The 22,533-nt window shown below is 69.8% G+C and carries 17 protein-coding genes; 10 read left to right on the forward strand and 7 right to left on the reverse strand.

The features are described from left to right. Positions 1 to 127: 127 nt before the first annotated feature. Positions 128 to 3,472 carry a phosphodiester glycosidase family protein gene (locus IE302_RS38370; protein WP_191259434.1) on the forward strand — a complete coding sequence of 1,115 codons (3,345 nt, stop codon included), beginning with the start codon at positions 128 to 130 and terminating at the stop codon, positions 3,470 to 3,472. Between the two features lie 255 nt (positions 3,473 to 3,727). Here the strand turns inward: IE302_RS38370 and IE302_RS38375 are convergent, their stop codons facing one another. Beyond that, complete coding sequence (locus tag IE302_RS38375; protein ID WP_191259363.1) at positions 3,728 to 4,759, reverse strand: M14 family zinc carboxypeptidase; 1,032 nt, start codon at positions 4,757 to 4,759, stop codon at positions 3,728 to 3,730. Positions 4,760 to 4,877: 118 nt separating this feature from the next. Here IE302_RS38375 and IE302_RS38380 point away from each other — a divergent pair, with 118 nt between their 5' ends. From IE302_RS38380 to IE302_RS38390, 3 genes are read left to right on the forward strand one after another with little or no spacing between them, the layout of a single operon-like run. Beyond that, positions 4,878 to 5,792: an ABC transporter ATP-binding protein gene (locus IE302_RS38380; protein WP_191259435.1), complete on the forward strand. Its 915-nt coding sequence runs from the start codon at positions 4,878 to 4,880 to the stop codon at positions 5,790 to 5,792. Then, a complete protein-coding gene (locus tag IE302_RS38385) occupies positions 5,792 to 6,607 on the forward strand; it encodes an ABC transporter permease (protein ID WP_191259364.1) in 816 nt (271 codons plus the stop codon). Before IE302_RS38380 ends, IE302_RS38385 begins: the two co-directional genes overlap by 1 nt. A gap of 1 nt (position 6,608) precedes the next feature. After that, positions 6,609 to 7,439: an ABC transporter permease gene (locus IE302_RS38390; RefSeq protein ID WP_191259365.1), complete on the forward strand. Its 831-nt coding sequence runs from the start codon at positions 6,609 to 6,611 to the stop codon at positions 7,437 to 7,439. Positions 7,440 to 7,455: 16 nt separating this feature from the next. Here IE302_RS38390 and IE302_RS38395 read toward each other — a convergent pair whose 3' ends face one another. Next, complete coding sequence (locus IE302_RS38395) at positions 7,456 to 8,916, reverse strand: S8 family peptidase (protein WP_191259366.1); 1,461 nt, start codon at positions 8,914 to 8,916, stop codon at positions 7,456 to 7,458. A 537-nt stretch (positions 8,917 to 9,453) separates the two neighbouring features. Between IE302_RS38395 and IE302_RS38400 the strand changes: the two genes are divergently transcribed. The 5 genes from IE302_RS38400 to proB all read left to right on the forward strand — a co-directional run bounded on the left by IE302_RS38400 (position 9,454) and on the right by proB (position 16,047). After that, entirely contained in the window at positions 9,454 to 12,585 is a 3,132-nt protein-coding gene (locus IE302_RS38400) for a translation initiation factor IF-2 N-terminal domain-containing protein (protein ID WP_191259367.1), read from the forward strand. A 169-nt stretch (positions 12,586 to 12,754) separates the two neighbouring features. Then, the gene (gene rplU / locus IE302_RS38405) at positions 12,755 to 13,069 is read left to right on the forward strand and encodes a 50S ribosomal protein L21 (protein WP_005158538.1); all 315 of its coding nucleotides are present in this window, start codon (positions 12,755 to 12,757) and stop codon (positions 13,067 to 13,069) included. Between the two features lie 37 nt (positions 13,070 to 13,106). Next, a complete protein-coding gene (gene rpmA, locus IE302_RS38410; RefSeq protein ID WP_007034782.1) occupies positions 13,107 to 13,364 on the forward strand; it encodes a 50S ribosomal protein L27 in 258 nt (85 codons plus the stop codon). A 113-nt stretch (positions 13,365 to 13,477) separates the two neighbouring features. Then, positions 13,478 to 14,941: a GTPase ObgE gene (gene obgE, locus IE302_RS38415; protein ID WP_191259368.1), complete on the forward strand. Its 1,464-nt coding sequence runs from the start codon at positions 13,478 to 13,480 to the stop codon at positions 14,939 to 14,941. Next, on the forward strand, positions 14,938 to 16,047 hold the full coding sequence (proB, locus tag IE302_RS38420) for a glutamate 5-kinase (RefSeq protein WP_191259369.1): 1,110 nt from the start codon (positions 14,938 to 14,940) through the stop codon (positions 16,045 to 16,047). Before obgE ends, proB begins: the two co-directional genes overlap by 4 nt. Here the strand turns inward: proB and IE302_RS38425 are convergent. The 3 genes from IE302_RS38425 to IE302_RS38435 form a co-directional block, all read right to left on the reverse strand. Then, positions 16,044 to 16,829 carry a hypothetical protein gene (locus IE302_RS38425; RefSeq protein WP_191259370.1) on the reverse strand — a complete coding sequence of 262 codons (786 nt, stop codon included), beginning with the start codon at positions 16,827 to 16,829 and terminating at the stop codon, positions 16,044 to 16,046. The two genes, proB and IE302_RS38425, sit on opposite strands and share 4 nt — an antisense overlap. 2 nt (positions 16,830 to 16,831) lie before the next feature. Further along, positions 16,832 to 17,323, reverse strand: coding sequence for a SigE family RNA polymerase sigma factor (locus IE302_RS38430; RefSeq protein WP_191259371.1), 492 nt, complete (start codon positions 17,321 to 17,323; stop codon positions 16,832 to 16,834). Between the two features lie 79 nt (positions 17,324 to 17,402). Continuing rightward, entirely contained in the window at positions 17,403 to 18,038 is a 636-nt protein-coding gene (locus IE302_RS38435) for a TetR/AcrR family transcriptional regulator (RefSeq protein ID WP_191259372.1), read from the reverse strand. Between the two features lie 87 nt (positions 18,039 to 18,125). Here IE302_RS38435 and IE302_RS38440 point away from each other — a divergent pair, with 87 nt between their 5' ends. Further along, positions 18,126 to 19,400, forward strand: coding sequence for an FAD-dependent oxidoreductase (locus IE302_RS38440; protein ID WP_191259373.1), 1,275 nt, complete (start codon positions 18,126 to 18,128; stop codon positions 19,398 to 19,400). Here IE302_RS38440 and argS read toward each other — a convergent pair. Both argS and IE302_RS38450 read right to left on the reverse strand, forming a co-directional pair. Beyond that, positions 19,395 to 21,119, reverse strand: coding sequence for an arginine--tRNA ligase (gene argS / locus IE302_RS38445; RefSeq protein WP_191259374.1), 1,725 nt, complete (start codon positions 21,117 to 21,119; stop codon positions 19,395 to 19,397). The two genes, IE302_RS38440 and argS, sit on opposite strands and share 6 nt — an antisense overlap. Before the next feature lie 71 nt (positions 21,120 to 21,190). After that, positions 21,191 to 22,477, reverse strand: a complete 1,287-nt coding sequence (locus IE302_RS38450) for an MFS transporter (RefSeq protein WP_191259375.1) — start codon at positions 22,475 to 22,477, stop codon at positions 21,191 to 21,193. Positions 22,478 to 22,533 lie beyond the last annotated feature (56 nt).

Here is a 22,533-nt window from a genome sequence, read left to right on the forward strand (position 1 = left end):
CTTCGGCGCCCTACGCCGTTCGGTTCACGTTCACCTCCGGGTCTTCTCCTGGCGGTTCTCGTCCGCTGTGCTGAGCTGAGCCGTCTGTCACTCGATCGTGGGGTTTTTCGTGAGAAGATCACGCCTGTTGTTGCTCGCTGCCCTGCTGCCCGGATCGCTCGTCGCCGCACCCGTGCACGCCGATCCGCTGACCGCTCCGCTCGGCCCGGCGCCCGTCGAAGCCGCCCCCGCGGCCTCCTCGGCGAAAGAGGGCCCGTCCGCGTACGCCGTGGCCGCGCCCGACGACGGTCTCGTCACCACCAGCGCGACCTCGCGCGTGGCGCCGGGACTGAGTCTCACCGAATTCGACCGGTACGACCCCGCGGGCTGGATCCGCGGCGACACCCTCGCCGTCGACCTCACCAGCAAGACGCTCAAGCCGACGTACCTGAGCCCCGGCACGGTTTCCGAGCGGACACCGCTTTCGCAGCAGGTCGCCAGGGCGGGCGCGGTCGCCGGGGTCAACGGCGACTTCTTCGACATCAACGCCAGCGGCGCGCCGATCGGCGTCGGCGTCGACGCCGGGAAACTCCAGACGGCGCCCGCGCGCGGCCACAACCTGACCGCGTCGATCACCGAAGAAGGCAAGGCGCGCCTCGCGGAGGTGTTCCTCGACGCGTCGATCACGTTGCCCGACGGCAAGGTCGTGCCCGCGTCGAACTTCAACAGCCCCGTGCTGAGCGGAGGCGCGATCGGCGTCTACACGCCGCTGTGGGGCGCGGCTTCGCGGCGGACCTCGGTCGCGGGCGCGCAGCGTGTCGTCGAGATCGAGCTGCGGGACGGGGTCGTCACGCAGGTGCGGCCGCAGCCCGCGGACGGCCCGATCGCCGCCGGGAGCGTGGTCCTGCTCGCCCGTGACGGCGGCGTGGACACGTTGTCCGGCTTGAAGACCGGCGACCGGGTGGGCGTCGCCTACGCGCCGAAGAGCGACGCGGGCAAGCTGTCCGTCTCGGTCGGCGGCAACATCGTCCTGCTGCGCGACGGGGCGATCCAGCCGGTCGACAACGTCGCCATGCACCCCCGGACCGCGGTCGGGTTCTCCGCCGACGGCACGAAGATGTGGCTGGCCACGGTCGACGGCCGTCAGGCGGACAGCCGCGGCATGACGGAGCTGGAACTCGCCCGCCACATGAAGTCGCTCGGTGCGGACGACGCCATCAACCTCGACGGCGGCGGTTCCTCGACCATGCTCGCCCGCGAGGAGGGCGAGCAGTCGCCGCTGGTGCGCAACTCGCCGTCGGACGGCGGGGAACGCCTGGTGCCCAACGGGATCGGCGTCGCCACCGTGGCAGGCAGCGGACGCCTGACCGGGTTCTCACCGCGTCCCGCGCAGGACACCGCCGACGCGACGCGCGTGCTTTCCGGGCTGACGCGGAAACTCGTCGCCGGCGGTCACGACGAAACCGGCGCCGCCGTCGACGGCAAGGCCCAGTGGCTCACCACGAACCCGTTCCGCGGCACCGTGACCGGCGGCGTCTTCACCGCGCACGCCGACCGGTTCCGGCCGGACGCGCCCGCGAACGTCGACGTCCTGGCGAAGCGCGGCGGGGTCCTGGGCAAGACGACGCTGAACGTCCTCGGCTCGCCGGTCCGGCTGGGCACCAGCACCGAACAGGTCGCGTTGTCCGGCGAGGGCGCGAAGAGCACCTTCAAGGTCTTCGGCTACGACGCCGACGGCTACGGCACGTGGATCGAACCCGACGACGTCAAACTCTACTACGACCCCTCGGTGGTGCGGATCGAGCCGTCCGGCGACGGATTCGCGGTCACCGCGCTGAAGGCCTCGGGCGCTTCGGCGATCACCGCCACCGCGGGCGGGAAGGTGACGCATCTGGCGGCGTCCGTCGGCACGGAATCCCGCATGGCGGCGTCCTTGGACGGCCCGGCGGGCTGGTCCGCCAGCGTCTTCCCGGCCGTCGTGGGCGCCGCGCTTTCCGAGGCGCCCGGCCGTGACGGCGGCCGCGGTCTCGCGCTGGACTACCGGCTGACCGGGACCAACGCCACGCGCGCGGCCTACGTCAACTCGGCGGCGCCGATCGCGCTGCCGCCCGGTACGCAGCGCGTCGGTCTGTGGGTCAACGGCGACGCGAAGGGCGCCTGGCTGCGGGCGGAACTCCGCGACGCGGCCAACGTTCCGTCCCTTGTGGACCTTTCGTTGAGTGTCGACTGGACGGGCTGGCGTTACGTCCGCGCGGCGATCCCGGCCGGGCTTCCCGACGGGCAGCGGCTGACGAAGTTCTACGCCGTCGAGAACGTCCCGGACCAGCAGTACGAAGGACGGCTGGTCTTCGACGATCTCACCTTCGAGGTCGCGCCCGCGGCCGCCGTCCCCGCCGATCCGGCGCCGCGTGACCCGGCGCTGATCACCGACGGCGTCGCGACCGGCGGCCTGCGGATCGCCGTCGTCAGCGACGCGCAGTTCACGGCCGACGACCCGAACGGCCCGCTGGTCGCCCAGGCCCGGCGCGCGCTGCGCGAGGCGGTGGCGGCGAAACCGGATCTCGTGCTGATCAACGGCGACTTCGTCGACCGCGGCACGGCCGCCGATTTCGTGCTGGCTCGTTCGATCATCGATCAGGAACTGGTCGGCAAGGCACCCTGGTACTACGTTCCGGGCAACCACGAGGCCGACGGCGGGCACGGGATCACGGAGTTCCAGGCGGCGTTCGGGGAGACGCATCGTGTCGCCGACATCGCCGGGATCAGGCTGGTGCTGATGGACTCCTCGCGCGGTTCGCTGCGCGCGGGCGGGTTCGACCAGATCCGGATGCTGCGCGAGGCGCTGGACGGAGCCAAGACGGACAGGGGGATCCGCGGCGTGGTCGTCGCGATGCACCATCCGGTCAAGGACCCGAGCCCAACCGGGAACTCGCAACTGGCCGACCGCAAGGAAGCCGCCATGCTGACCGGCTGGCTGACCGCCTTCGAACGCGAATCGGGCAAGCAGGCGTCCGCGATCGCCTCGCACGCGGGAGTGTTCAGCCTGTCGCGCGTCGACGGCGTGCCGTACCTGGGGAACGGCAACTCCGGGAAGTCGCCCGCGGCGGCCCCCGGTGACGGCGGGTTCGTCGGCTGGACGATGGTCCGGTTCGAGCCGGGCGACCGGGCGCAGCCGGTGCGGTTCGAGACGCGGCCGAACGTCGACTCGCTGACGATCTCCGGGCCGTCGTCCCTGGCGCGCGGGGAGAAGGCGGACATCCGGGCCGTGGTGACGCAGGGAGCGCGTCAGGTGCCGGTTTCGTACCCGGTCAGCGCGGACTGGAAGGGCGGCCGGGGCACGCACGTCGCCGACGGGTTCCTGCCCGCGATGCCGTGGGACGTCGCGTCCTTCGACCCGGCGACCGGCGTGCTGACCGCGCTGCGGCCTGGGGTGGCGACCCTTTCTGTCACCGTCAACGGCGTCTCTCGGACCCTGTCGGTCATGGTGAGGTGACGGGGCCGTTCCCGCTTCGGTCGGGTGGGTCGTGAGTGGTAAGTGTCGTTAGAACGACACTTACCACTCACGACCCCCTGTACCGCGCAGGGCCTTCACGGCAACCCGCAGGGCACGTTCGCCCTATCCGTCAAGAGAACTCGACTTGCCACCCTGGTGTCCGCCAGGGCTGAAAGCGTCCTTCACCGCGTTAGACGTAAGGAAAGGGCCCTTCACCGCATCGCATGCGGTGAAGGGCCCCTTCAGCCCACCGCGTCAGGCGGCTTCGTGCGCCTCTTCCACCGTGCCCGGCAGCGCCGGACCCCGCGGCGGGATCGCGTCCGCGGCGGCCGGATCCACCTTCCGCACCGAACCGTCGGCCGCGGTCCGCGCGATCGCGAGCATCGACGCCAGCGCGTCCTGGATCTGCTGCTGCTCCCGCTCCGGGATGAGGCTCAGTTCGATCAGCACGCTGCCGTTGCCGAGCAGCCCGTATCCGTTGCGCGCGATGCCCTGGTAGTCACCGCCGGGGTACTGCGAGACGTAGCCGCCGTTGCCGTCGATCGACCGCTGCACCACGACCGCGACCTGCTTCGCGAAGTCCACATCGGACGGTTTGACGCCCGCGTTCGTCGGCCACAGCGTCGAAGCGGTGATCTCCCTGCCGTTCGCGTCCTTGTACCGGCCCTGCATGTGGTAGTCGACCATGATGTCCGGCTCGAACGACGCGTTCCGCCGCTGGATCAGGCCCGCCTCGGTGGCCGGGTTGTCCTTCGGCGCCACTGCCGGATCGTGGTAGCGGTTGATGTCGTAGCCCTTGCCCTTCTCCCCGTACTCGGGAGTGGCGTCCGGGTCGTAGTTGTAGCGCCAGTCGCGTTCGTGGCCGTCGGGGTTGGCGCGCACGACGATGTCGACGGTGACCTTCGACAGCAGTTTCCGGGCCCACGCGCTGTGTTCGACACCGACCTTGCGCAGGAATTCGAGCGCGGCGGGAGTCCCGAGCGGCTCGTCGCCGTGCTGCTGGGTGACGTACTGGATCCGCGTCTTGCCGTGGCCGACCCTGGCCGCCCACACCGGACGGCCTTCGTTGCTGCGGCCGATCTTGTCCACCCGGATCTTGCCGTGGCTCAGCAAGGCCAGCTTGTGCAGTTCGAAGGCCAGCTTGGCGGTGGAGGGCCGCGGGTCGACGGTCCGGCCGTCCACAGTGGTCTCGGCCGCGGTGCTCTCGACGGCTTGGGCGGCGGGCGCCACCAAGAGCCCGGCGCTGACAAAAACGGACAACAGGGCGATTCGGGACTTGAGACTCATGGTCGGTGAGTATCGACGAGCGGGCACCGTCCAACAAGAGGCCGGATAAACCGGTCGAATTTTGTCGGTGGCAGGTTCTAGGGTGCCTTCCGTGGGTGACTCAGAGCACGAATCGGCGATGGTCCAGGCGAAGGCGTTGGTCAAGCGTTTCGGCGACTTCGAGGCCGTACGCGGGATCGACGTCGAGGTCCGCCCGGGGGAGGCGTTCGGCTTCCTCGGGCCCAACGGCGCGGGCAAGTCCTCCACCATGCGGATGATCGCGAGCGTGTCCCCGCGCACCGAAGGCGACCTGCGGGTCCTCGGCATGGATCCGGACGTCGAGGGGCCGAAGATCCGCGCCCGGCTCGGCGTGGTGCCGCAGCAGGACAACCTGGACACCGAGCTGACCGTCCGGCAGAACCTGCAGATCTACGGCCGCTACTTCGGGCTCTCCCGCGCGCACGTGCGGAGCAAGGCCGAGGAACTGATGGAGTTCGCCCAGCTCACCGACCGCGCGAACGCCGAGGTCGATTCGCTCTCCGGCGGCATGAAGCGGCGGCTGACCATCGCGCGGTCCCTGGTCAACGATCCGGAACTGCTCCTGCTCGACGAGCCGACCACGGGGCTGGACCCGCAGGCCCGCCACCTGTTGTGGGACAGGCTGTTCCGGCTCAAAGCGGGCGGGACCACGCTGATCATCACCACGCACTACATGGACGAGGCCGAGCAGCTCTGCGACAGGCTCGTCGTGATGGACAACGGCCGCATCGCCGCCGAAGGCTCGCCCGCGGACCTGATCAGCCGGTACTCCACCCGCGAGGTCGTCGAACTGCGCTTCCCGAACGGCGAGCAGGAGGCCGCGGCGAAGCGGATCGAAGGCCTCGCCGAACGCGTCGAGGTGCTGCCGGACCGCGTCCTGCTCTACACGATGACCGGCGAGGCCACCCTCGAACAGGCGCACGCGCGCGGCCTGCGCCCGCTGTCGAGCCTGGTCCGCCGGAGTTCGCTGGAGGACGTCTTCCTCCGCCTCACCGGCCGGACGCTGGTCGACTGATGACCACGGCACAGACGAAGGCGTCGACGGGCCGCGTGGTCTCGCGCTGGGCGGGAGCCTGGTTGCGGGTCGAGGGCCATTGGATGTGGTACCGCCGGTACTGGCTGTCCACGCTGTATTCGACCGGCCTGCAACCGGTGCTGTTCCTGGCCGCGATGGGCCTCGGGTTCGGCTCGCAGGTCCAGGCGGGCGCGGCGACGGGCGGGTTCTCGTACCTGGAGTACGTCGCCCCCGCGCTGCTCGTCGCCGGCGCGGCGCAGCTGGCGGTGGGCGAGTCGAGCTATCCGGTGCTGTCGGGTTTCAAATGGCAGCAGGACTACGTCGCCGTCACCGCCACCCCGATCACACCCGGCCAGGTGCTCGGCAGCCAGATCATGTGGGTGAGCCTCCGGCTGACGCTGGCGGGCACGATCTACGCCGTCATCGCGGCGCTCTTCGGGGCCTGGACGAGTTTCGGCGTGCTCGCGGTCATCCTGATCGGGACGCTCACCGGAATCGCCTGCGGCACCCCGGTGATGGCGCTGGCCGCGACCACCTACGACGAAGGCGCCCGGTTCGGCCTGGTGTTCCGGTTCATCCTGATCCCGATGACGTTGTTCTCCGGCACGTTCTTCCCGATCGCCGAACTGCCGGCGCCGCTGATGTGGATCGCCTGGCTTTCCCCGCTGTGGCACGGGAACGAGGCCGCGAGGGCGGTCAGCCTCGGCACCGTCGGCCCGCTCGCCACGCTGGGGCACCTCGCCTTCCTGATCGTGCTGGCCGGCGCGGGCTGGGCGCTGGCGCACAAGTACTTCTACCGACGGCTGGTGGTCTGAAATGGCAGTGCTCACCGGGGATCCGAGGCGTAGTGGTGTGCTGCTGCGCGTCCTGCCGCCGTCGTTGTACAGCGGCCGGTCGAAGGCCGTGCTGGAACGCACGTTCCTGACCTACTCGCATGTGTGGATGCTCTTCATTTCCGGGGCCTTCGAGCCGCTGTTCTACCTGATGGCCTTCCAGCTGGGCTTCGGCAAACTCGTCGGCGAGGTCGTCGGCCCCGGCGGCCAGGTGATGAGCTACGTCGCGTTCGTCGCGCCCGGCCTGCTCGCGGCGTCGGCGATGAACGGCGCGATCCTCGACTCGACGTACAACCTGTTCTTCAAACTGAAGTACGCCAAGCTGTACGACGCCATGCTCGCCACCCCGATCGGGCCGCTGGACATCGCGCTCGGCGAGGTCGGCTGGTCGGTGCTGCGCGGCGGGGTCTACTCGGTGACCTTCCTCGGCGTGATGACCGCGATGGGGCTGCCCGGGTCCTGGTGGGCCGTGCTGATGATCCCGGCGGCGCTGCTGGTCGCGATGGCGTTCTCGGCCATCGGCATCGTGCTGGTGACGTTCCTGCGGTCGGTTTCGCAGTTCGACTACATCAACCTCGTGCTGATGCCGCTGTTCCTGTTCTCCACGACGTTCTACCCGCTTTCGGTCTACCCCGCGGCGATCCAGTGGATCGTGCAGATCTTCCCGCTGTACCACGGGATCGAGCTGATGCGCGGGCTCTCGGTCGGGATCCTGTCGTGGAGCATGGTCGGGAACGTGGCGTACCTGCTGGCGCTGGCGGCGGTCGGGATCTACGCGTCGTCGAAGCGGTTCGGCAAACTCCTGCTGCGCTGATCGCGGGACGCCGGGCTCACCGGGCCGGGTTCGGGCCCGTCCGCCGGGGCGCCACCGCGGCCAGCGCGTCGACCATCCCGTGCCCGTAGAAGCCGTTGAACCCGGCGTACCCGGTGCAATACGCGTCCTGGGAGCCGTCGCCGGTCAGGTCGTAGTCGGCCGGGCAGGCGATCGGGGTCGCCTGGGCGTCGAGCATCCGCCGCAGCTGGCGCGCGCCGTGGCCGGGATGCTTCGAAGCGAGCAACGCCGCCACACCGGCGACGTGCGGCGCCGCCATCGACGTCCCGCACAGTGGCGCGTATCCGCCAGGGACGGTCGAAAGCACGCACTCACCGTTCTCGCCGCCGGGAGCGGTCAAGTCGATCACGCCCAGCCCGTACGAGCTGTAGCCCGCCTTGACCCGTTCCGCGCTCACGGACGACACCGCGACGACGTCCCGAAGTCCGGCGGGCAGCGCCTGGCAGCCTTCGGGCTGGACCCGGGCACCCGAGCGCGGCGACGGGACGAGCCCGACGGCTTCGTTGGTCGCCGCCGCGACGTTGAGCGTGCCCGCCGAGGTCGCGTACTCGACGGCACGGGCCATGACCTCGTTCACGACGCCCCGTGCGTCGGCATGGGCGCACGAGAGCGACCACGGCTCGACGAAGTAGCTGCTGTTCGTCACGGCCATGCCCTGTGAAACGGCCCACATCAGCCCGCAGACGGCGGCCTCCGGGTCGGCGTACCCGCGGTCGTCGATCACCTTCACCGAGGCGATCCGCACGCCGGGCGCCACCCCGGTGACCCCTTTGCCGTCGTCGGCCGCGGCGATGATCCCCGCCACATGGGTGCCGTGCACCGACGTCGTCGCGGCCCAGTTCCGGTCGGGCACGCCGGTCAGGCAGCCCGCGGACCTGCCGGGATCGAGGGCGGCCGTCAGTTCGGGGTGGGTGGCGTCGATGCCGGAGTCGAGGACGCCGACGACGACGTCCGGGCTGCCCCGTTCGATCGCGTGCGCCTTGTCGGCGCCGATCGCGCGCATGTCCCACTGCTCGTCGGTGCGGTCGGCGGAGGGCACCTTCGCCGGATCCGTCGGTTCGAGTCCGGCACGCGCGGGCGCGGGCTTGGCGGCCGGGGTCTTGGTGGACGGGGTCTTCGAGGACGGCGCGCCGTTGGCCCGCTGCACCGCCAGCCGTTCCGCCTGCGCGCTGAACGCGGCGGCGGGCCGGATCAACTCGGCGAAGTCCCGGTCGGCCGAGGTCGCCACGGCCACCGCGATCTGCGGATAGTAGGTCGTCGTCGTGCCGCAGCCGGAGGTGATGGCCGCCCTGGCGTCGGCCTCGGAGGTGCCCCGATCGAAGGCGACGACGTAACGCAGCGCCCGTCCCGCGGGATGACACGATTGGTCCGCGTCGGCCGTCGCGGCAGCGACGACCGAGCCGCAGAGCACCAGGAAGGCGCATGCGGCCGCTCGCAGGGACCGTCCCGACAGGGACACCGGACCTCCCACCGGAGAAACAGGGGGACTACGAGGGCACCGCGGCCTGGGCCGGGCTGGAGTTCGGTACCCCCGAGCGGCACGCTAGCCACCCTCGGCCGGGTCGACAAGCTCTCCCGCGAAGTTCGCTCCGCCGGTGGGCGCGGCGCGCCCGGGAGCCAGCTCTGTGGCACCGAGTACACCGGAGTGGGGCCGGGGTGTGGGATACTCGCGGTGGCCGCTGGCCGACGGGCACACGTGAGAGGTGGCGCTCGCGGTCTTGTGGCCCGGTGGTGTGCTGCACATCCTCCACACGCGTCGCCGCTGCTTGCGGCTCGACGACGTGGCGGGCGGCCCGATGTCGCGAACGTGGCCAGCGCTCCGCCGAGCAGACCTTTTGCCGTACGCGGCGCCCGGACAATCCCGGCGCCGTCGCGGTGCCGGGCAAGGATTCCCGCTGCTGGTGACCACCACGGCGGAACGAACAGAAAGGGGCCCCTGCGCGGCCGCGTCGAGCCGGTGTGAGCCAGCCGACGCGCCCGGGGGCGGAGGAGATATATGTCGAACGCGGACTCACCCGCCGTCACCGGCGGGAATACCGCCACACCCATCGCAGGCCAGCTGGCCGAACTGCCTCCCCGGATCCGGGTGCACGCCCTGGCGAAGCTCCTGGGGTCCAACAGCCGTGAACTGATGGCCAAGCTCGGTGAGCTCGGCGAGACCGTCCGCAGCGCGCAGTCCAGCGTCACCCGGGATGTGGCCCTCAAGCTCGCCGAAGCCCTCACCGGCGGAGACGAGCCCGAAGCGGCTTCCGCGGCCGAAGCGCCCGCCGTCGAGACCCCGAAGGCCGCCGAGCCCGAGGTCAAGGCCGAGGTCAAGCCTGAGCCGAAGCCCGAGCCGGAGCCCGCTCCGCAGGTCGAGGCGCCTTCTCGGCGTGTTCCGCCCGCGCTGGCCGCCCCGGTGACCCCGGAGCCGCCGCAGCCGACGACCAGGCCCGCGAAGGCAGCCGTGCACGTCCCGGTGTTCGCCGCGCCGTCGCCGGTGTTCCTGCCGCCGGAGCCCGTCGCGGCGAAGCCCGCCCGCAAGCCGGAGCCGGCCTTCACCCAGACCGAAGAGACCGCCTCGGAAGAGGACGAGACGCAGACCGAGCAGGCCGAGGGCCACGGCACCGACGAGGACGGGGACGACGCCAACGGCCGTCGCCGTCGTCGTCGCGGCCGTCGTGGCCGCGGCCGGGGCAAGGGCGGCGACGAGAACTCGGCCGAGGCCGAGAACGAGGACGAGCAGTCCGAAGAGTCGCGGGCCCCGCGCGGCCGTCAGCGCGCGAAGGACAAGGACGCCGAAGCCGAAGAGGCCGGCACCGAGAACGCCGAAGAGGCGTCCGCCGCGGCTGATTCAGCGGAGTCCGATTCGGACAATGACGGCGATTCCGACAACGGCAGCAAGCGCCGCCGTCGCCGTCGCCGCCGTAAGGGCGGGGACGACGACAACGCCGAGGCCACCAGCGACGACCCGCCCAACACGGTCGTCCACGTGCGCCAGGCCAAGGCCGCCGAGACCGAGCGTCCCGCGCGGGACGAGGTCCGCAGCGTCCGCGGCTCGACCAGGCTCGAAGCCAAGCGTCAGCGCCGCCGGGACGGCCGCGAGGCCGGTCGCCGCCGCGCGCCGATCCTGTCCGAGGCCGAGTTCCTCGCCCGCCGCGAGTCGGTCGAGCGCACCATGGTCGTCGCAGAGAAGGGCGAGTCCACGCAGATCGGCGTGCTCGAGGACGGTGTCCTGTGCGAGCACTTCGTGACCTCGTCGGGCACCGGTTCGATCGTCGGCAACGTGTACCTCGGCCGCGTGCAGAACGTGCTGCCGTCGATGGAGGCCGCCTTCATCGACATCGGCCGCGGCCGCAACGCCGTGCTCTACGCCGGTGAGGTCGACTGGGACGCCGCCGGTCTCGAGGGCAAGGCCCGCAAGATCGAGCAGGCGCTCTCCACCGGCGACTCCGTGCTGGTCCAGGTCACCAAGGACCCGGTCGGGCACAAGGGCGCCCGGCTGACCACGCAGATCTCGCTGCCGGGCCGCTTCCTGGTCTACGTGCCCGCGGGCGGCGCCACCGGCATCTCCCGGAAGCTTCCGGAGAACGAGCGCCGCCGTCTCAAGGACATCCTCAAGCGCATCGTCCCCGAAGACGCCGGTGTGATCATCCGCACCGCGTCCGAGGGCATCAGCGAAGAGGAGCTGGACCGCGACGTCCGCCGCCTCAAGGCGCAGTGGGACGTCATCAAGGAGAAGGCCGAAGCCGGCAACGGCGGCAAGAAGAACAGCGCCCCGGTCATGCTCTACGAAGAGCCGGACCTGCTGGTCAAGGTCGTGCGCGACCTGTTCACCGAGGACTTCGCCAAGCTGGAGATCCAGGGCGACAAGGCCTGGGACACCATCTACAACTACGTGCAGCACGTGGCGCCGGACCTGGCGGACCGGGTCAAGCGGTACACGGGCACCGGTTCGGCCTTCGCCGACCACCGGATCGACGAGCAGATCACCAAGGCGCTGGACCGCAAGGTCTGGCTGCCCTCGGGTGGCTACCTGGTCATCGACCGCACCGAAGCGATGACGGTCATCGACGTCAACACCGGCAAGTTCACCGGATCGGGTGGCAACCTCGAAGAGACGGTGACCAGGAACAACCTGGAATCGGCGGAGGAGATCGTCCGCCAGCTCCGGCTCCGGGACATCGGCGGCATCATCGTCATCGACTTCATCGACATGGTGCTCGAATCCAACCGTGAGCTGGTGCTGCGCCGCCTGACCGAATGCCTCGGCCGGGACCGCACCCGCCACCAGGTCGCCGAGGTCACCTCGCTCGGCCTGGTGCAGATGACCCGCAAGAAGATCGGCACCGGGCTGCTCGAGGCGTTCTCGACGCCGTGCGAGCACTGCAAGGGCCGCGGCGTGGTCGTCTCGACCGAGCCGCAGCGCACCGGTGGCGGCGGCAACGGTCACAACCACGGTGGCGGCGGAAACGGCGGCGGTGGCGGCAAGGAGCAGGGCTCCCGCCGGTCTCGCGGCCGTGGCAAGGGCGAGGACCAGGGACAGAACGAGCCCGCCGCGGCCAAGGCCGAGGCTCCGCCCGCCTCCGGCCAGCGTGAGTCGGTGGTTTCGGCGGTCCAGGCCGTGGCCAACGCCACCAAGGCGGCCAAGGGCGAGCACTCGCACGAGGTCACCGAGAACGTCGAAGGCGCCGCGCTCAACGGTCACGCCCCGCAGGCGGCGGAGAAGCCCGCTGAGCCGGTCAAGGAGGCTTCCGAGCCTGTTGAGCCGGTCGCCGAAGCGACCGTCGAGCAGGCGGCCGAGGCGGCGTCCGAGCCGGTTTCGGAGCCGGTCGCCGAGGCACCCGCGACCGAGATCGCCGGAGAACCGGTGACGACTTCGGACGACGAGGCTCCGGCCGCGCGGGAAGAAGAGATCGCCGTCGTCGGGGAATCGGGCCCGGAGCCCGAGGCTCCCGAGGTTCCGGTGACACCTGAGGCCGTTGTGACGGAAGAGGTTTCCGAGCCCGAGGCCCCCGTGGCCGAGGAGGAGACCGAGCCCGAGGTGGACGTCCCGGCCCCGGCCGTGCGGTCCACCACCCGCCGTCGTCCGCGACGGGCGGCCTCGCGGCCGGCCGGTCCGCCGGTCAAGGCGTCGGAAAAGAGCTAGTGAACACCGTGAGGCACCCCGGTGTGATCGCATCGGGGAGCCCCACGTAACCTATAGAACGGCCCGCCACCTAGCGGCGGGCACCTTGCGCAGAACCTGGACCACCGAGACTTCCCGGTGGGCCGGTCACGCAAGCCCCCACCCGTTGTCGAGTAAGCAGGAGACTTCCGTGTCGGCGTACGCGATCGTCAAGACTGGCGGCAAGCAGTACAAGGTGGCCGTCGGCGACGTCGTCGAGGTCGAGAAGCTCGAAGGCGAGCCGGGTACCGAGCACACCTTCCCCGCGGTCCTTTTTGTGGATGGTGGCGACGTCACCACGGACGCCGACGCGCTGGCGAAGGTCTCGGTCACCGGCAAGGTCGTCGAGCAGACCAAGGGTCCGAAGATCCGGATCCACAAGTTCAAGAACAAGACCGGCTACCACAAGCGCCAGGGTCACCGGCAGAAGCTGACCCGCGTCGAGGTCACCGGCATCTCCAAGTAGGACTTCTCCGGATCTTCGTCAGAAAGAGGATTGAGCCATGGCTCACAAGAAGGGTGCGTCCAGCTCCCGCAACGGTCGCGATTCGAACGCGCAGCGTCTGGGCGTCAAGCGTTACGGCGGCCAGGAGGTGAACGCGGGCGAGATCCTGATCCGCCAGCGTGGCACCAAGTTCCACCCCGGCGTGAACGTCGGCCGTGGCGGCGACGACACGCTGTTCGCGCTGGCCGCCGGTGCGGTCCAGTTCGGCGAGAAGCGCGGCCGCAAGACGGTCAACATCGTGCCGACCGAAGCCTGAGTTTCGGCTTCGAGTTAGAACCTCTGACGAGGGGTGGGCCGGAATATCCGGGCCCACCCCTCGTTTGTTTTGTGTATCCCCTTTTTCTTTTCGCGAGTGAATAGAGGCAAGTCATGGCGTCCCGGTTCGTGGACCGCGCGGTGATCCATCTGGCCGCCGGTGACGGTGGGAACGGCTGCGCCTCGGTGCACCGCGAGAAGTTCAAGCCCCTCGGCGGCCCGGACGGCGGCAACGGCGGCAACGGCGGCGACGTCCTGCTGATCGTGGACCCGAATGTCCACACGCTGCTCGACTTCCACTTCCGCCCGCACGCCCGCGCCGGCAACGGCAAGCTGGGCCAGGGCGGCAACCGCGCCGGTGCGGCGGGGGAGACGCTGGAGATGCGCGTCCCGTCCGGCACCGTCGTGATGACCGAGGACGGCGAGATCCTGGCCGACCTGGTCGGCCCCGGCACCACCTTCGTCGCCGCGCAGGGTGGCCGCGGTGGTCTCGGAAACGCGGCACTGGCCTCGAAGGCCCGCCGGGCACCCGGCTTCGCGCTGCTGGGCGAGCCGGGGGAGACCCGCGACCTCGTCCTGGAACTGCGTTCGGTCGCCGACGTCGGCCTGCTCGGCTTCCCGTCCGCGGGCAAGTCGTCGCTGATCTCGGTGCTGTCCGCGGCCAAGCCGAAGATCGCCGACTACCCGTTCACCACGCTGGTGCCGAACCTGGGCGTGATCACCGCCGGGTCGACGGTGTTCACCATGGCCGACGTGCCGGGACTGATCCCCGGTGCCAGCGAGGGCAAGGGCCTCGGCCTCGACTTCCTGCGCCACATCGAACGCTGCGCGGTGCTGGTGCACGTCATCGACTGCGCCACCTTCGAACCCGGGCGCGACCCACTGTCCGATATGGACGCACTCGAAGAGGAACTCGCGCGCTACACCCCGAGCCTCGGCGGGGACCTCGCCGACCGGCCGCGGGTGGTGGTGCTGAACAAGATCGACATCCCGGACGCCGCCGAACTCGCCGAGTTCGTGCGCCCGGAACTGGAAGCCCGCGGGCTCAGTGTGTTCGAGATCTCCACGGCGTCGCGGCAGGGCCTGAAGGAACTGACCTACGCGCTCGCCGCCGTCGTCGAGAAGTACCGCGCCGACCAGCCCGTCCCGGAACCGGCGCAGGTCGTGCTCCGGCCGCTGGCGGTCGACGACGCCGGCTTCACCGTCGAGCTCGACCCGGAGGAGGAAGGCGCGTTCATCATCCGCGGCTCCCGTCCGGAGCGGTGGATCCGGCAGACCAACTTCGGCAACGACGAAGCGGTGGGTTACCTCGCGGACCGGCTCAACCGGCTGGGTGTCGAGGAAGTACTGGCACGCAAGGGCGCCGTACCCGGCAGCCCCGTCACCATCGGCGACGTCCAGTTCGAGTGGGAGCCCTCGACCCCGGCCGGGGTCGCGGTGCACCTGTCGGGCCGGGGCACGGACGTGCGGCTGGAGAACACCAGCCGGATCGGTGCCGCCGAACGTAAAGAAGCCCGCCGGATCCGCCGTGACGGTCCGGACGGCGTCGAAGACGAAGACGAGATGGACGACGAGTGAGTTCAACCCGGGTGGCGATCGCCGACGCGAAGCGTGTGGTCGTCAAGGTCGGTTCCTCCGCACTGACCACCGCCGGCGACGGCCTCGACGTGGCCAGGCTGGACGCGTTGGTGGACGCGATCGCCGACCGGGTCTCCCGCGGCACGCAGATCGTGCTGGTGTCCTCGGGCGCGATCGGCGCGGGACTCGCGCCGCTCTCGCTCGGCAAGCGGCCGCGTGACCTCGCCACCCAGCAGGCCGCGGCCAGTGTCGGCCAGCTGGCGCTGGCCCACGCCTATGCCGAGTCGTTCGGCCGGTTTTCCCTGACCGTGGGCCAGGTTCTGCTGACGTCGGACGACGTCGTGCGCCGGGCGCACTACCGCAACGCGCAGAACACGTTCACCCGGCTGCTGGCCCTCGGCGCGGTTCCCGTGGTCAACGAGAACGACACCGTGGCCACCGAAGAGATCCGCTTCGGCGACAACGACCGGCTGGCCGCGCTGGTGGCTCACCTGATCGGCGCCGACGCACTCGTCCTGCTGTCCGATGTGGACGGTCTGTACGACGGGGATCCCCGTGACGGCGCGACCCGCAAGATCGCCGAAGTCGCCGGGGAGTCCGATGTGGACGGCATCACGGTCGGCATGTCGAGCTCCGGGCTCGGTACCGGCGGCATGGTCTCGAAACTCGCGGCGGCCCGTACCGCCGCCGGCGCCGGGATCCCGGTCCTCCTCGCCGCCGCTTCCGAGGCCGCGCGCGCCCTCACCACCGCCGAGGTCGGCACCGCGTTCGCCGCCGCGGACTCCCGTCTTTCGGCCCGCCGCTTCTGGCTGGGCTACGCCGCGGGCGCGTCCGGGAAACTGCACCTCGACGATGGTGCGGTCGCGGCCGTCGTCCGTCGTCGCCGCTCCCTGCTCGCCGCCGGGATCACCGGCGTCGACGGTGACTTCCAGGCGGGCGACGTCGTCGACCTGGTCGACCTCCGGCAGCGGACCGTGGCGCGCGGCGTCGTGGCCTTCGACTCGGGTGAACTGCCCGACCTCATCGGGCGCTCCAGCCACGACCTCCCCGCGGAGCAGCGGCGCGAGGTCGTCCATGCGGACGACCTCGTCCCGCTTCGCCGTTAGGGCACCAACCCTGGATTGACCGCGATTTCCTGGAGCTGAGCCGAGGTCAGCGTCGGTTCGGCACGCTGCACCGGCAAGTCGGCGCCTTCGCCGGAGTCAAGGGCGCCGCTGTTGTTCGTGCTGATGGTGATGGTGGCGCTCGGCCGGTAGAGCCGGGTCGTATGGGTGGTCAGGCCCGCGTGGTTCTGAGAACCCAGCTCGATCAGGCCACCCTCGGCGATCTGCCGCTGGGAACAGGCGTCGCTCTTGGGCAGGTCACGGGCCGCGCAATTCGCCATCCCGTAGCCGGGCGGCGGGCCTATCCGGACGTAAACCGCGCCCGTGCCGCGCTCATCGCTCACTCGCACGCCGAGGAAGTAGAACATGGGCGCGCCCTCGGTCTCCCCGGCCCGGATGAAGTTCAGCAGGAACGGATCCGCCGGCGGGGTCTCACCGGGGATGGTGATCCTTTCGATCCGCACCCCGGGCGCGAGCCGGGACCGCACCGCGGCACTGACGACGCAGCTCAACCGGGTGCGTACCTGCTGCTCGGTCTCGTCGGAGGTTTTCGTTCCGCAGTGGTCTCCCGCGACGGGCTCGTCGGACCGCGGTGGCGCGATCACCATGAAGGCCGCCCCGAGGATCGCCACCACGGCGAGCGCGGCACCCGCGATCCCGGCCGAGAGGCGGCGTCGGCGTGACCGCCGGCCCGCGGCGAGAACACCGTCTTCGGTGAGCCCGATCGGGGGCTCGGCTTCCGTCACGTACTCCGTCAGCGCGGAGCGGACATCGAGGTCGTCCATGACTACTCCTTGCTCGTCGAAGAGGGAAGTACCGCGCGCAGTGCCTCGACTCCGCGGGCGGTTTGGCTCTTGACCGTCCCTTCGGCGACGCCAAGCAGCGAAGCCACTTCAGCGACCGAAAGGTCTTCGAGGAAGCGAAGAACGACCATCGCGCGCTGGCGCGGCGTCAGGCCGCTGAGTACTCGTTCGAGGTCGATCCGGTCGTGGCTGTCGTGACCCGGTGGCGCGGCTCGTTCGGGCGGCGACGAGGTCACCACTTCGCGGCCGTGCCTGCGCCGCCCCTTGAGGAAGGCGTTCAGCAGGATCCGGCGCGCGTAGGCGTCGACGGTGTCCGGCCGCACCCGTCGCCAGCGCCGGTACAACTGGATGAACGTGGCCTGCACCAGGTCCTCGGCGCCGTGCCAGTCGCCGCACATGCCGAACGCCAGTCGTCGGAACCGCTGTACGCGGGCCTGGAAATACTCGCTGAAGTCGGCGTCTCTCGCTTGTCCCACCGGCCACCCCCTCTTCTGTCCCTGCACTCTCTAGTCCGGCGGGGGCCCGAAAGGTTCAAGCGACAGCAGGGGACCTTTGCTATCGCTTCCCCGCGTCGGAGAGGTGACCGACGAGGCGTGCCAGCTGGTCGCCGTAGGCCTCGGCGAACTCGGCCGAGTCGGGCGCCTGGCCCGAGACCGCCCGGACGATGCGGGGGAGCGCCAGCGCGGCGCTGGACGCGGCCATGAAGATCACCAGCAGGAACGCCGGATCGAGATCGGCGGGCAGTTCACCCGCGGCCTGACGGGCCCGGACGTACTCCACCTGGTTCTGGAGGAAACCGCGCTGATCCTCGACGCCTATCGCGTCGGGAGCGCCGTCGGTCAGGTTCTCCCAGAGGAACAGCCTGGCGAGATCGTGGTCCCTGACGCCCGACTGGACGAAGAACCGGACCACTTCGGCGAACGGCTTGTCGTGGTCGGCAACAGCGGCGTAGTCGTCGTACATCGTCGCGGTCAGCGCGGTGTACAGCCCTTCCTTGCCGCCGAAGTAGTACGAGATCAACTGCTTGTTCACGCCCGCTCTCGCGGCGATCTCGCTGACACGCGCCGCCGCGTAGCCCTTCGCGCCGAACTCGGCCTTCGCGGCCTCCAAGAGCTGCGCCTTGGTGCGCTCGGGATCGCGCTGGCGTTCGACGGGGGCGCGGCGAGGGCTGCGCGAGGCGGCTTCGGACATGAGATCACCTTAGTCGCTGACTCTTTCAAACGTTTGGTTGACTTTATTATCCGTCTGGTTGATAGTAGGTCGAGGAGAGGAGATCTCATGACCACGAGAATCGCGATCATCGGTGGCGGCACGGGTGGGCTCTGCTTGGCGCAAGGGCTGCGCAAGGCGGGAATCGACGTGTCAGTCCACGAACGCAGCCGTACCCGGACCGAACGCCTGCAGGGCTATCGCGTGCACATCAACCCGCACGGCTCGGCCGCACTGCACGAATGCCTGCCGCCCGGACTCTGGCAACGGTTCCTGGCCACCACCGGCACCACGAGCGGCCCGTTCACGTTCGTGACGGAGCGGCTGCGGGACCTGATGGTGATCGACAGTGAACTGACGTCGAGCCCTGATCCCGCGTCGGACCACCACTCGGTCAGCCGGATCAGCCTGCATCAGGTGCTGTCCGACGGGCTCGACGGAGTTCTGCACCACGGCAAGGAGTTCGTCGGCTACCGCCGTGAGGGGGAGGTGGTCGTCTGCGAGTTCGCCGACGGCAGCACCGTCGAGGCCGACCTGGTCATCGGAGCCGATGGTGCCAACTCCCGGGTGCGCAAACAGTTCCTGCCCGAAGCCGGCCGGGTCGACACCGGGATCATCGCGATCGCGGGCAAACACCCGCTGACCGAAGAGACCCGCAAGCGCTTGCCCGCCCGGCTCACCGACGGCCCGAGCCTGGTGATGCCGCGTACCGGCGCCGGCCTGTTCACCGCGCCGCACGAGCTGACCGGCGCTTCGTCGGTCAACGACGAGACCCTCGGCTACGACCCCGTCCTGTTCGACAACACCGCGAGCTACGTCATGTGGGCGTTCGCGGCGGACAACCGGCGCTACCCGGACAATGTGTCCTCATTGGACGGTGAAGCCCTGCGGGCCTTGGTGCTGGACCTGATCGACGGCTGGGACCCCGCGTTCAAGGACCTGGTCGCCGGATCGCCCGCGGGGTCGGTGTCCCGGCTGCCGATCTTCACCTCGAAGCCCGTCGAGCCCTGGCCGACGAGCAACATCACCCTGCTCGGCGACGCGATCCACAGCATGACCCCGTTCCGCGGCATCGGCGCGAACACCGCGCTCCGGGACGCGCGACTGCTGTGCCGCAACCTCGTCGAGGCGCGGAAGACCGGCGGGACGCGCACCGCGATCGCCGACTACGAGCAACGGATGCGCGCTTACGGCTTCGCGGCGGTGCGCGAATCGGAGCGCAGCGCCCGTCAGTTCGTGTCCGAGAACCGCGCGGGCCGGACGATGGCGCGCGGGATGTTCCGCTTCTTCCAGGCCGTTCCCCCGTTGAAGCGCAAGGTCTTCAGCGACCACGGCGACTCATAGCCGGGCCGGTGTGGAGATGCCGAGCAGCGACAAACCCAGTGTCAGCGTCTTCGACGTGAGTTCGGCCAGCACCAGACGTGAGTCGCGGACACCGGGGCCTTCCGCGGCCAGCACCGGGCACTGTTCGTAGAACCGCGAGAACACGGCCGCGGTTTCGTAGAGATACGTGCACAGCTTGTGGGGGAGATGCCCGGCGGTCGCCGCGCCGACCGCCTCGGGAAAGCGGGCCAGGGCGAGTGCCAGTGCCCGCTCCGCGGGATGGCCGAGCAGCACCCGCGCGCCGGTGAGATCTTGATCCGCCTTCGCCAGTACGGAACGGATCCGCGCGTTGGCGTACTGCAGATAGACCGACGTGTTCCCGGTCTTGGAGAGCATCCGGTCCCAGGAGAAGACGTAGTCGCGTTCGCGATCGCCGGAGAGATCGGCGTACTTGATCGCACCGATCCCGATCGCCCTGGCGACCTCTTCCCTGATCCCGGGGGAGAGGTCGTCCCGGTCTTCGAGCACTTCGGCGGCGTGGGAGACCGCTTCGTCGAGCAGATCGGCGAGTCGGATCGACTCACCCGCCCGGGTCTTCATGGCGCGGCCGTCCTCGCCGAGCACGGTGCCGAACCCGAGATGCTCGGCCCGATGCTCCTCGCGCAGCCAGCCGGCGGCCCGGCAGACGGCGAACACCATCGCGAAGTGCTGCGCTTGCGGAGCACCGACGACGTAAAGAAGATCGGTGACCCCGCGTTGTTCCGTCCAGTACCGCAGTGTCGCGAGATCGGTGGCCGCGTAGCCGTAGCCACCGTCCCGTTTCCGCACGATGAGCGGCAGTGGCTCGCCGTCCCGGTTGCGGAAACCGTCGGGGAAGACGCAGACCGCGCCGTCGCTGATCTCGGTCAGCCCGGCGGACGTCAGATCGTCCACGACCGCGGCGAGAAACGGGTTGTAGAAGCTCTCACCGTAGACGTCCTCGCTCGACAGGCCGACATCGAGGAGTTCGTAGATTTCAGCGAAATGCCGTGTCGACTCGTCGACCAGGTGCCGCCACAACGACAACGTCTCCTCGTCGCCGCCTTGCAGGAGCACCACCCGCTGCCGTGATCGGGTCGCGAAGTCTTCGTCGGTGTCGAACTTCGACCGGGCGGCCCGATAGAAGTCGTTGAGGTCTCCGAGCGTGTACGGACCCGACGGGCGTTCGTCGAGCAGATGCTCGATCAGCATGCCGAACGGAGTACCCCAGTCGCCGAGATGGTTGTGCGGGATGACCTCGTGCCCGGCGAACCGCAGCAGCCGCGCGATCGCGTCACCGATGACGGTGGGCCGGAGATGTCCGGCATGCATTTCCTTCGCCACGTTCGGGCTGCTGTAGTCGATGGCGATCCGTCGCGGTCGCGTCGTCACCGCGGCGCCCAGCCGCGGGTCGTCGTTGACCGCGGTCGTCCGGTCTTCCAGCCAGGACGAGCGCAGGGTGAAGTTGAGGAAGCCCGGCCCGGCGACCTCAGGCGGCTCGGCCAGATCGGCGACGTCGAGATGCGACGCGATGTCGGCGGCGATCTCCCTCGGCGGCTTGCCGAGGGATCTGCCCAGGCTCATCGCGAGATCGCATTGATAGTCGACCCCGCTCCGCGCGGAGGCCCGCACCAGGGCGGACGGTGGCTCGATGCCGGTGACGTGGCGAAGGGCTTCCAACACGCGTCGCGCCAATTCCTCGCTTACATCGCCGAACAACACGGTGTCCCTCCTTCGCGCTCGTCGTAGGAGCGCGAGGGTAGCCACCTCGCCACATCGTCGGCGACGGAGTTTCAGCGCAGGTCGCTGCCCTTGGTCTCCGGCAGGGTCCTGATGACGAAGAAAGCGATCGCCGCTCCGGCGGCCACGTACCAGAAGAACAGTGTCGACAGCCCGGCGTCCGAGAGCGCGGTGAGCACCAGGGGAGCGGTGCCGCCGAACAGCGCGACGGTCAGGTTGTACCAGGCGCCGATGCCCAGGCCGCGCAGTTCGGTGGGGAACAGCTCGCTCATGATCGCGGGCGCGATCGACGTCATCGCCGTGTACAGGCAGAGGCCGACGCAGAACACCACCAGCAGCCCCGGCAGTCCCGGCCGGACCAAAGTGGACAGTGGGACGATGAGGATCGCGGTCGCCGCCGCCCAGACGAGCAGCTGCGGCTTGCGGCCGAAGCGGTCCGACAGGGCACCCATCGGGTATTGCAGCGCGACGAACAACGCCGTCGCGATCGACAACGCGAGGAACACGTCGACGTCGTCGGCCTTGCGCGTCTTGACCGCGAACGAGGTCAGTGCGCTGAAGAAGGTGTAGTAGCAAAGGGTCGACAGCATCGAGAAGCCCACGAGCTGCACGACGGCACGCGGGTGCTCGCGAAGAGTGGTGCGCAGCGGCCGCTCGACCCGGGTCGCGGTCGACTTCTTCTCCTCGAAGATCTCCGTCTCGGCGAGGCTGCGCCGGAGCCACAGTCCGATGATGCCGAGAACGCCGCCGAGCAGGAACGGGATCCGCCAGCCGTACGCCGTCAGGTCCGCTTTGGACATCGTTCGCGCGAGCACGAATCCGAGGATCGAGGCGAGCAGGACGGCGGATCCGGTCGAGATGTAGAAGAACGCGGAGTAGCGCCCGCGGCGGCTGGGCGGCGCGATCTCCCCCAGGTACGCCGAAGCGTTGGAGACCTCGCCGCCGAGCGACAGCCCTTGCGCCACCCTGGCCAACAGCAACAGGATCGGGGCCAGCCAGCCGACCTGATCGAACGTCGGCAGCAGGCCGATGGCCACCGAGCCGCCCGCCATCAGCACAATGGTCAGGATCATCGCCGGCTTCCGGCCCCTGATGTCGGCGAAGCGGCCGAGCAGCATCCCGCCGAGCGGCCGGAAGAAGAACGCCAAGGCGTACGTGGCGAAGGTGTTGATCAACGCCAGGGCTTCGTTGCCCTTCGGGAAGAACTCGCTGGCGAAGTAGATGCTGAAGGTGGCGTAGATGGTCCAGTCGAACCACTCCAGCGCGTTCCCGACACTGGCGGCGAACAGTTTCTTCACCGGGAGCCGATGTCCGAGCCGCTCCGTCGTTGAGTCCGCCATCGGCACCTCCGTACTCGTGCGTGGGCGGAACCTTGCCAGAAAGTCCCCATGCGGGA

It is taken from the genome of Amycolatopsis oliviviridis, assembly GCF_014654365.1.
In the GTDB taxonomy this organism is placed as follows: domain Bacteria; phylum Actinomycetota; class Actinomycetes; order Mycobacteriales; family Pseudonocardiaceae; genus Amycolatopsis; species Amycolatopsis oliviviridis.

What these genes read in the sequence shown, in the direction of transcription:
- obgE (WP_191259368.1), top strand. Translation starts at nt 13,478, where the DNA reads ATGGCGTCCCGGTTCGTGGACCGCGCGGTGATCCATCTGGCCGCCGGT.
- IE302_RS38400 (WP_191259367.1), top strand. Translation starts at nt 9,454, where the DNA reads ATGTCGAACGCGGACTCACCCGCCGTCACCGGCGGGAATACCGCCACA.
- rpmA (WP_007034782.1), top strand. Translation starts at nt 13,107, where the DNA reads ATGGCTCACAAGAAGGGTGCGTCCAGCTCCCGCAACGGTCGCGATTCG.
- IE302_RS38375 (WP_191259363.1), bottom strand. Translation starts at nt 4,759, where the DNA reads ATGAGTCTCAAGTCCCGAATCGCCCTGTTGTCCGTTTTTGTCAGCGCC.
- IE302_RS38425 (WP_191259370.1), bottom strand. Translation starts at nt 16,829, where the DNA reads ATGGACGACCTCGATGTCCGCTCCGCGCTGACGGAGTACGTGACGGAA.
- IE302_RS38380 (WP_191259435.1), top strand. Translation starts at nt 4,878, where the DNA reads ATGGTCCAGGCGAAGGCGTTGGTCAAGCGTTTCGGCGACTTCGAGGCC.
- IE302_RS38435 (WP_191259372.1), bottom strand. Translation starts at nt 18,038, where the DNA reads ATGTCCGAAGCCGCCTCGCGCAGCCCTCGCCGCGCCCCCGTCGAACGC.
- IE302_RS38440 (WP_191259373.1), top strand. Translation starts at nt 18,126, where the DNA reads ATGACCACGAGAATCGCGATCATCGGTGGCGGCACGGGTGGGCTCTGC.
- IE302_RS38385 (WP_191259364.1), top strand. Translation starts at nt 5,792, where the DNA reads ATGACCACGGCACAGACGAAGGCGTCGACGGGCCGCGTGGTCTCGCGC.
- IE302_RS38390 (WP_191259365.1), top strand. Translation starts at nt 6,609, where the DNA reads ATGGCAGTGCTCACCGGGGATCCGAGGCGTAGTGGTGTGCTGCTGCGC.
- IE302_RS38450 (WP_191259375.1), bottom strand. Translation starts at nt 22,477, where the DNA reads ATGGCGGACTCAACGACGGAGCGGCTCGGACATCGGCTCCCGGTGAAG.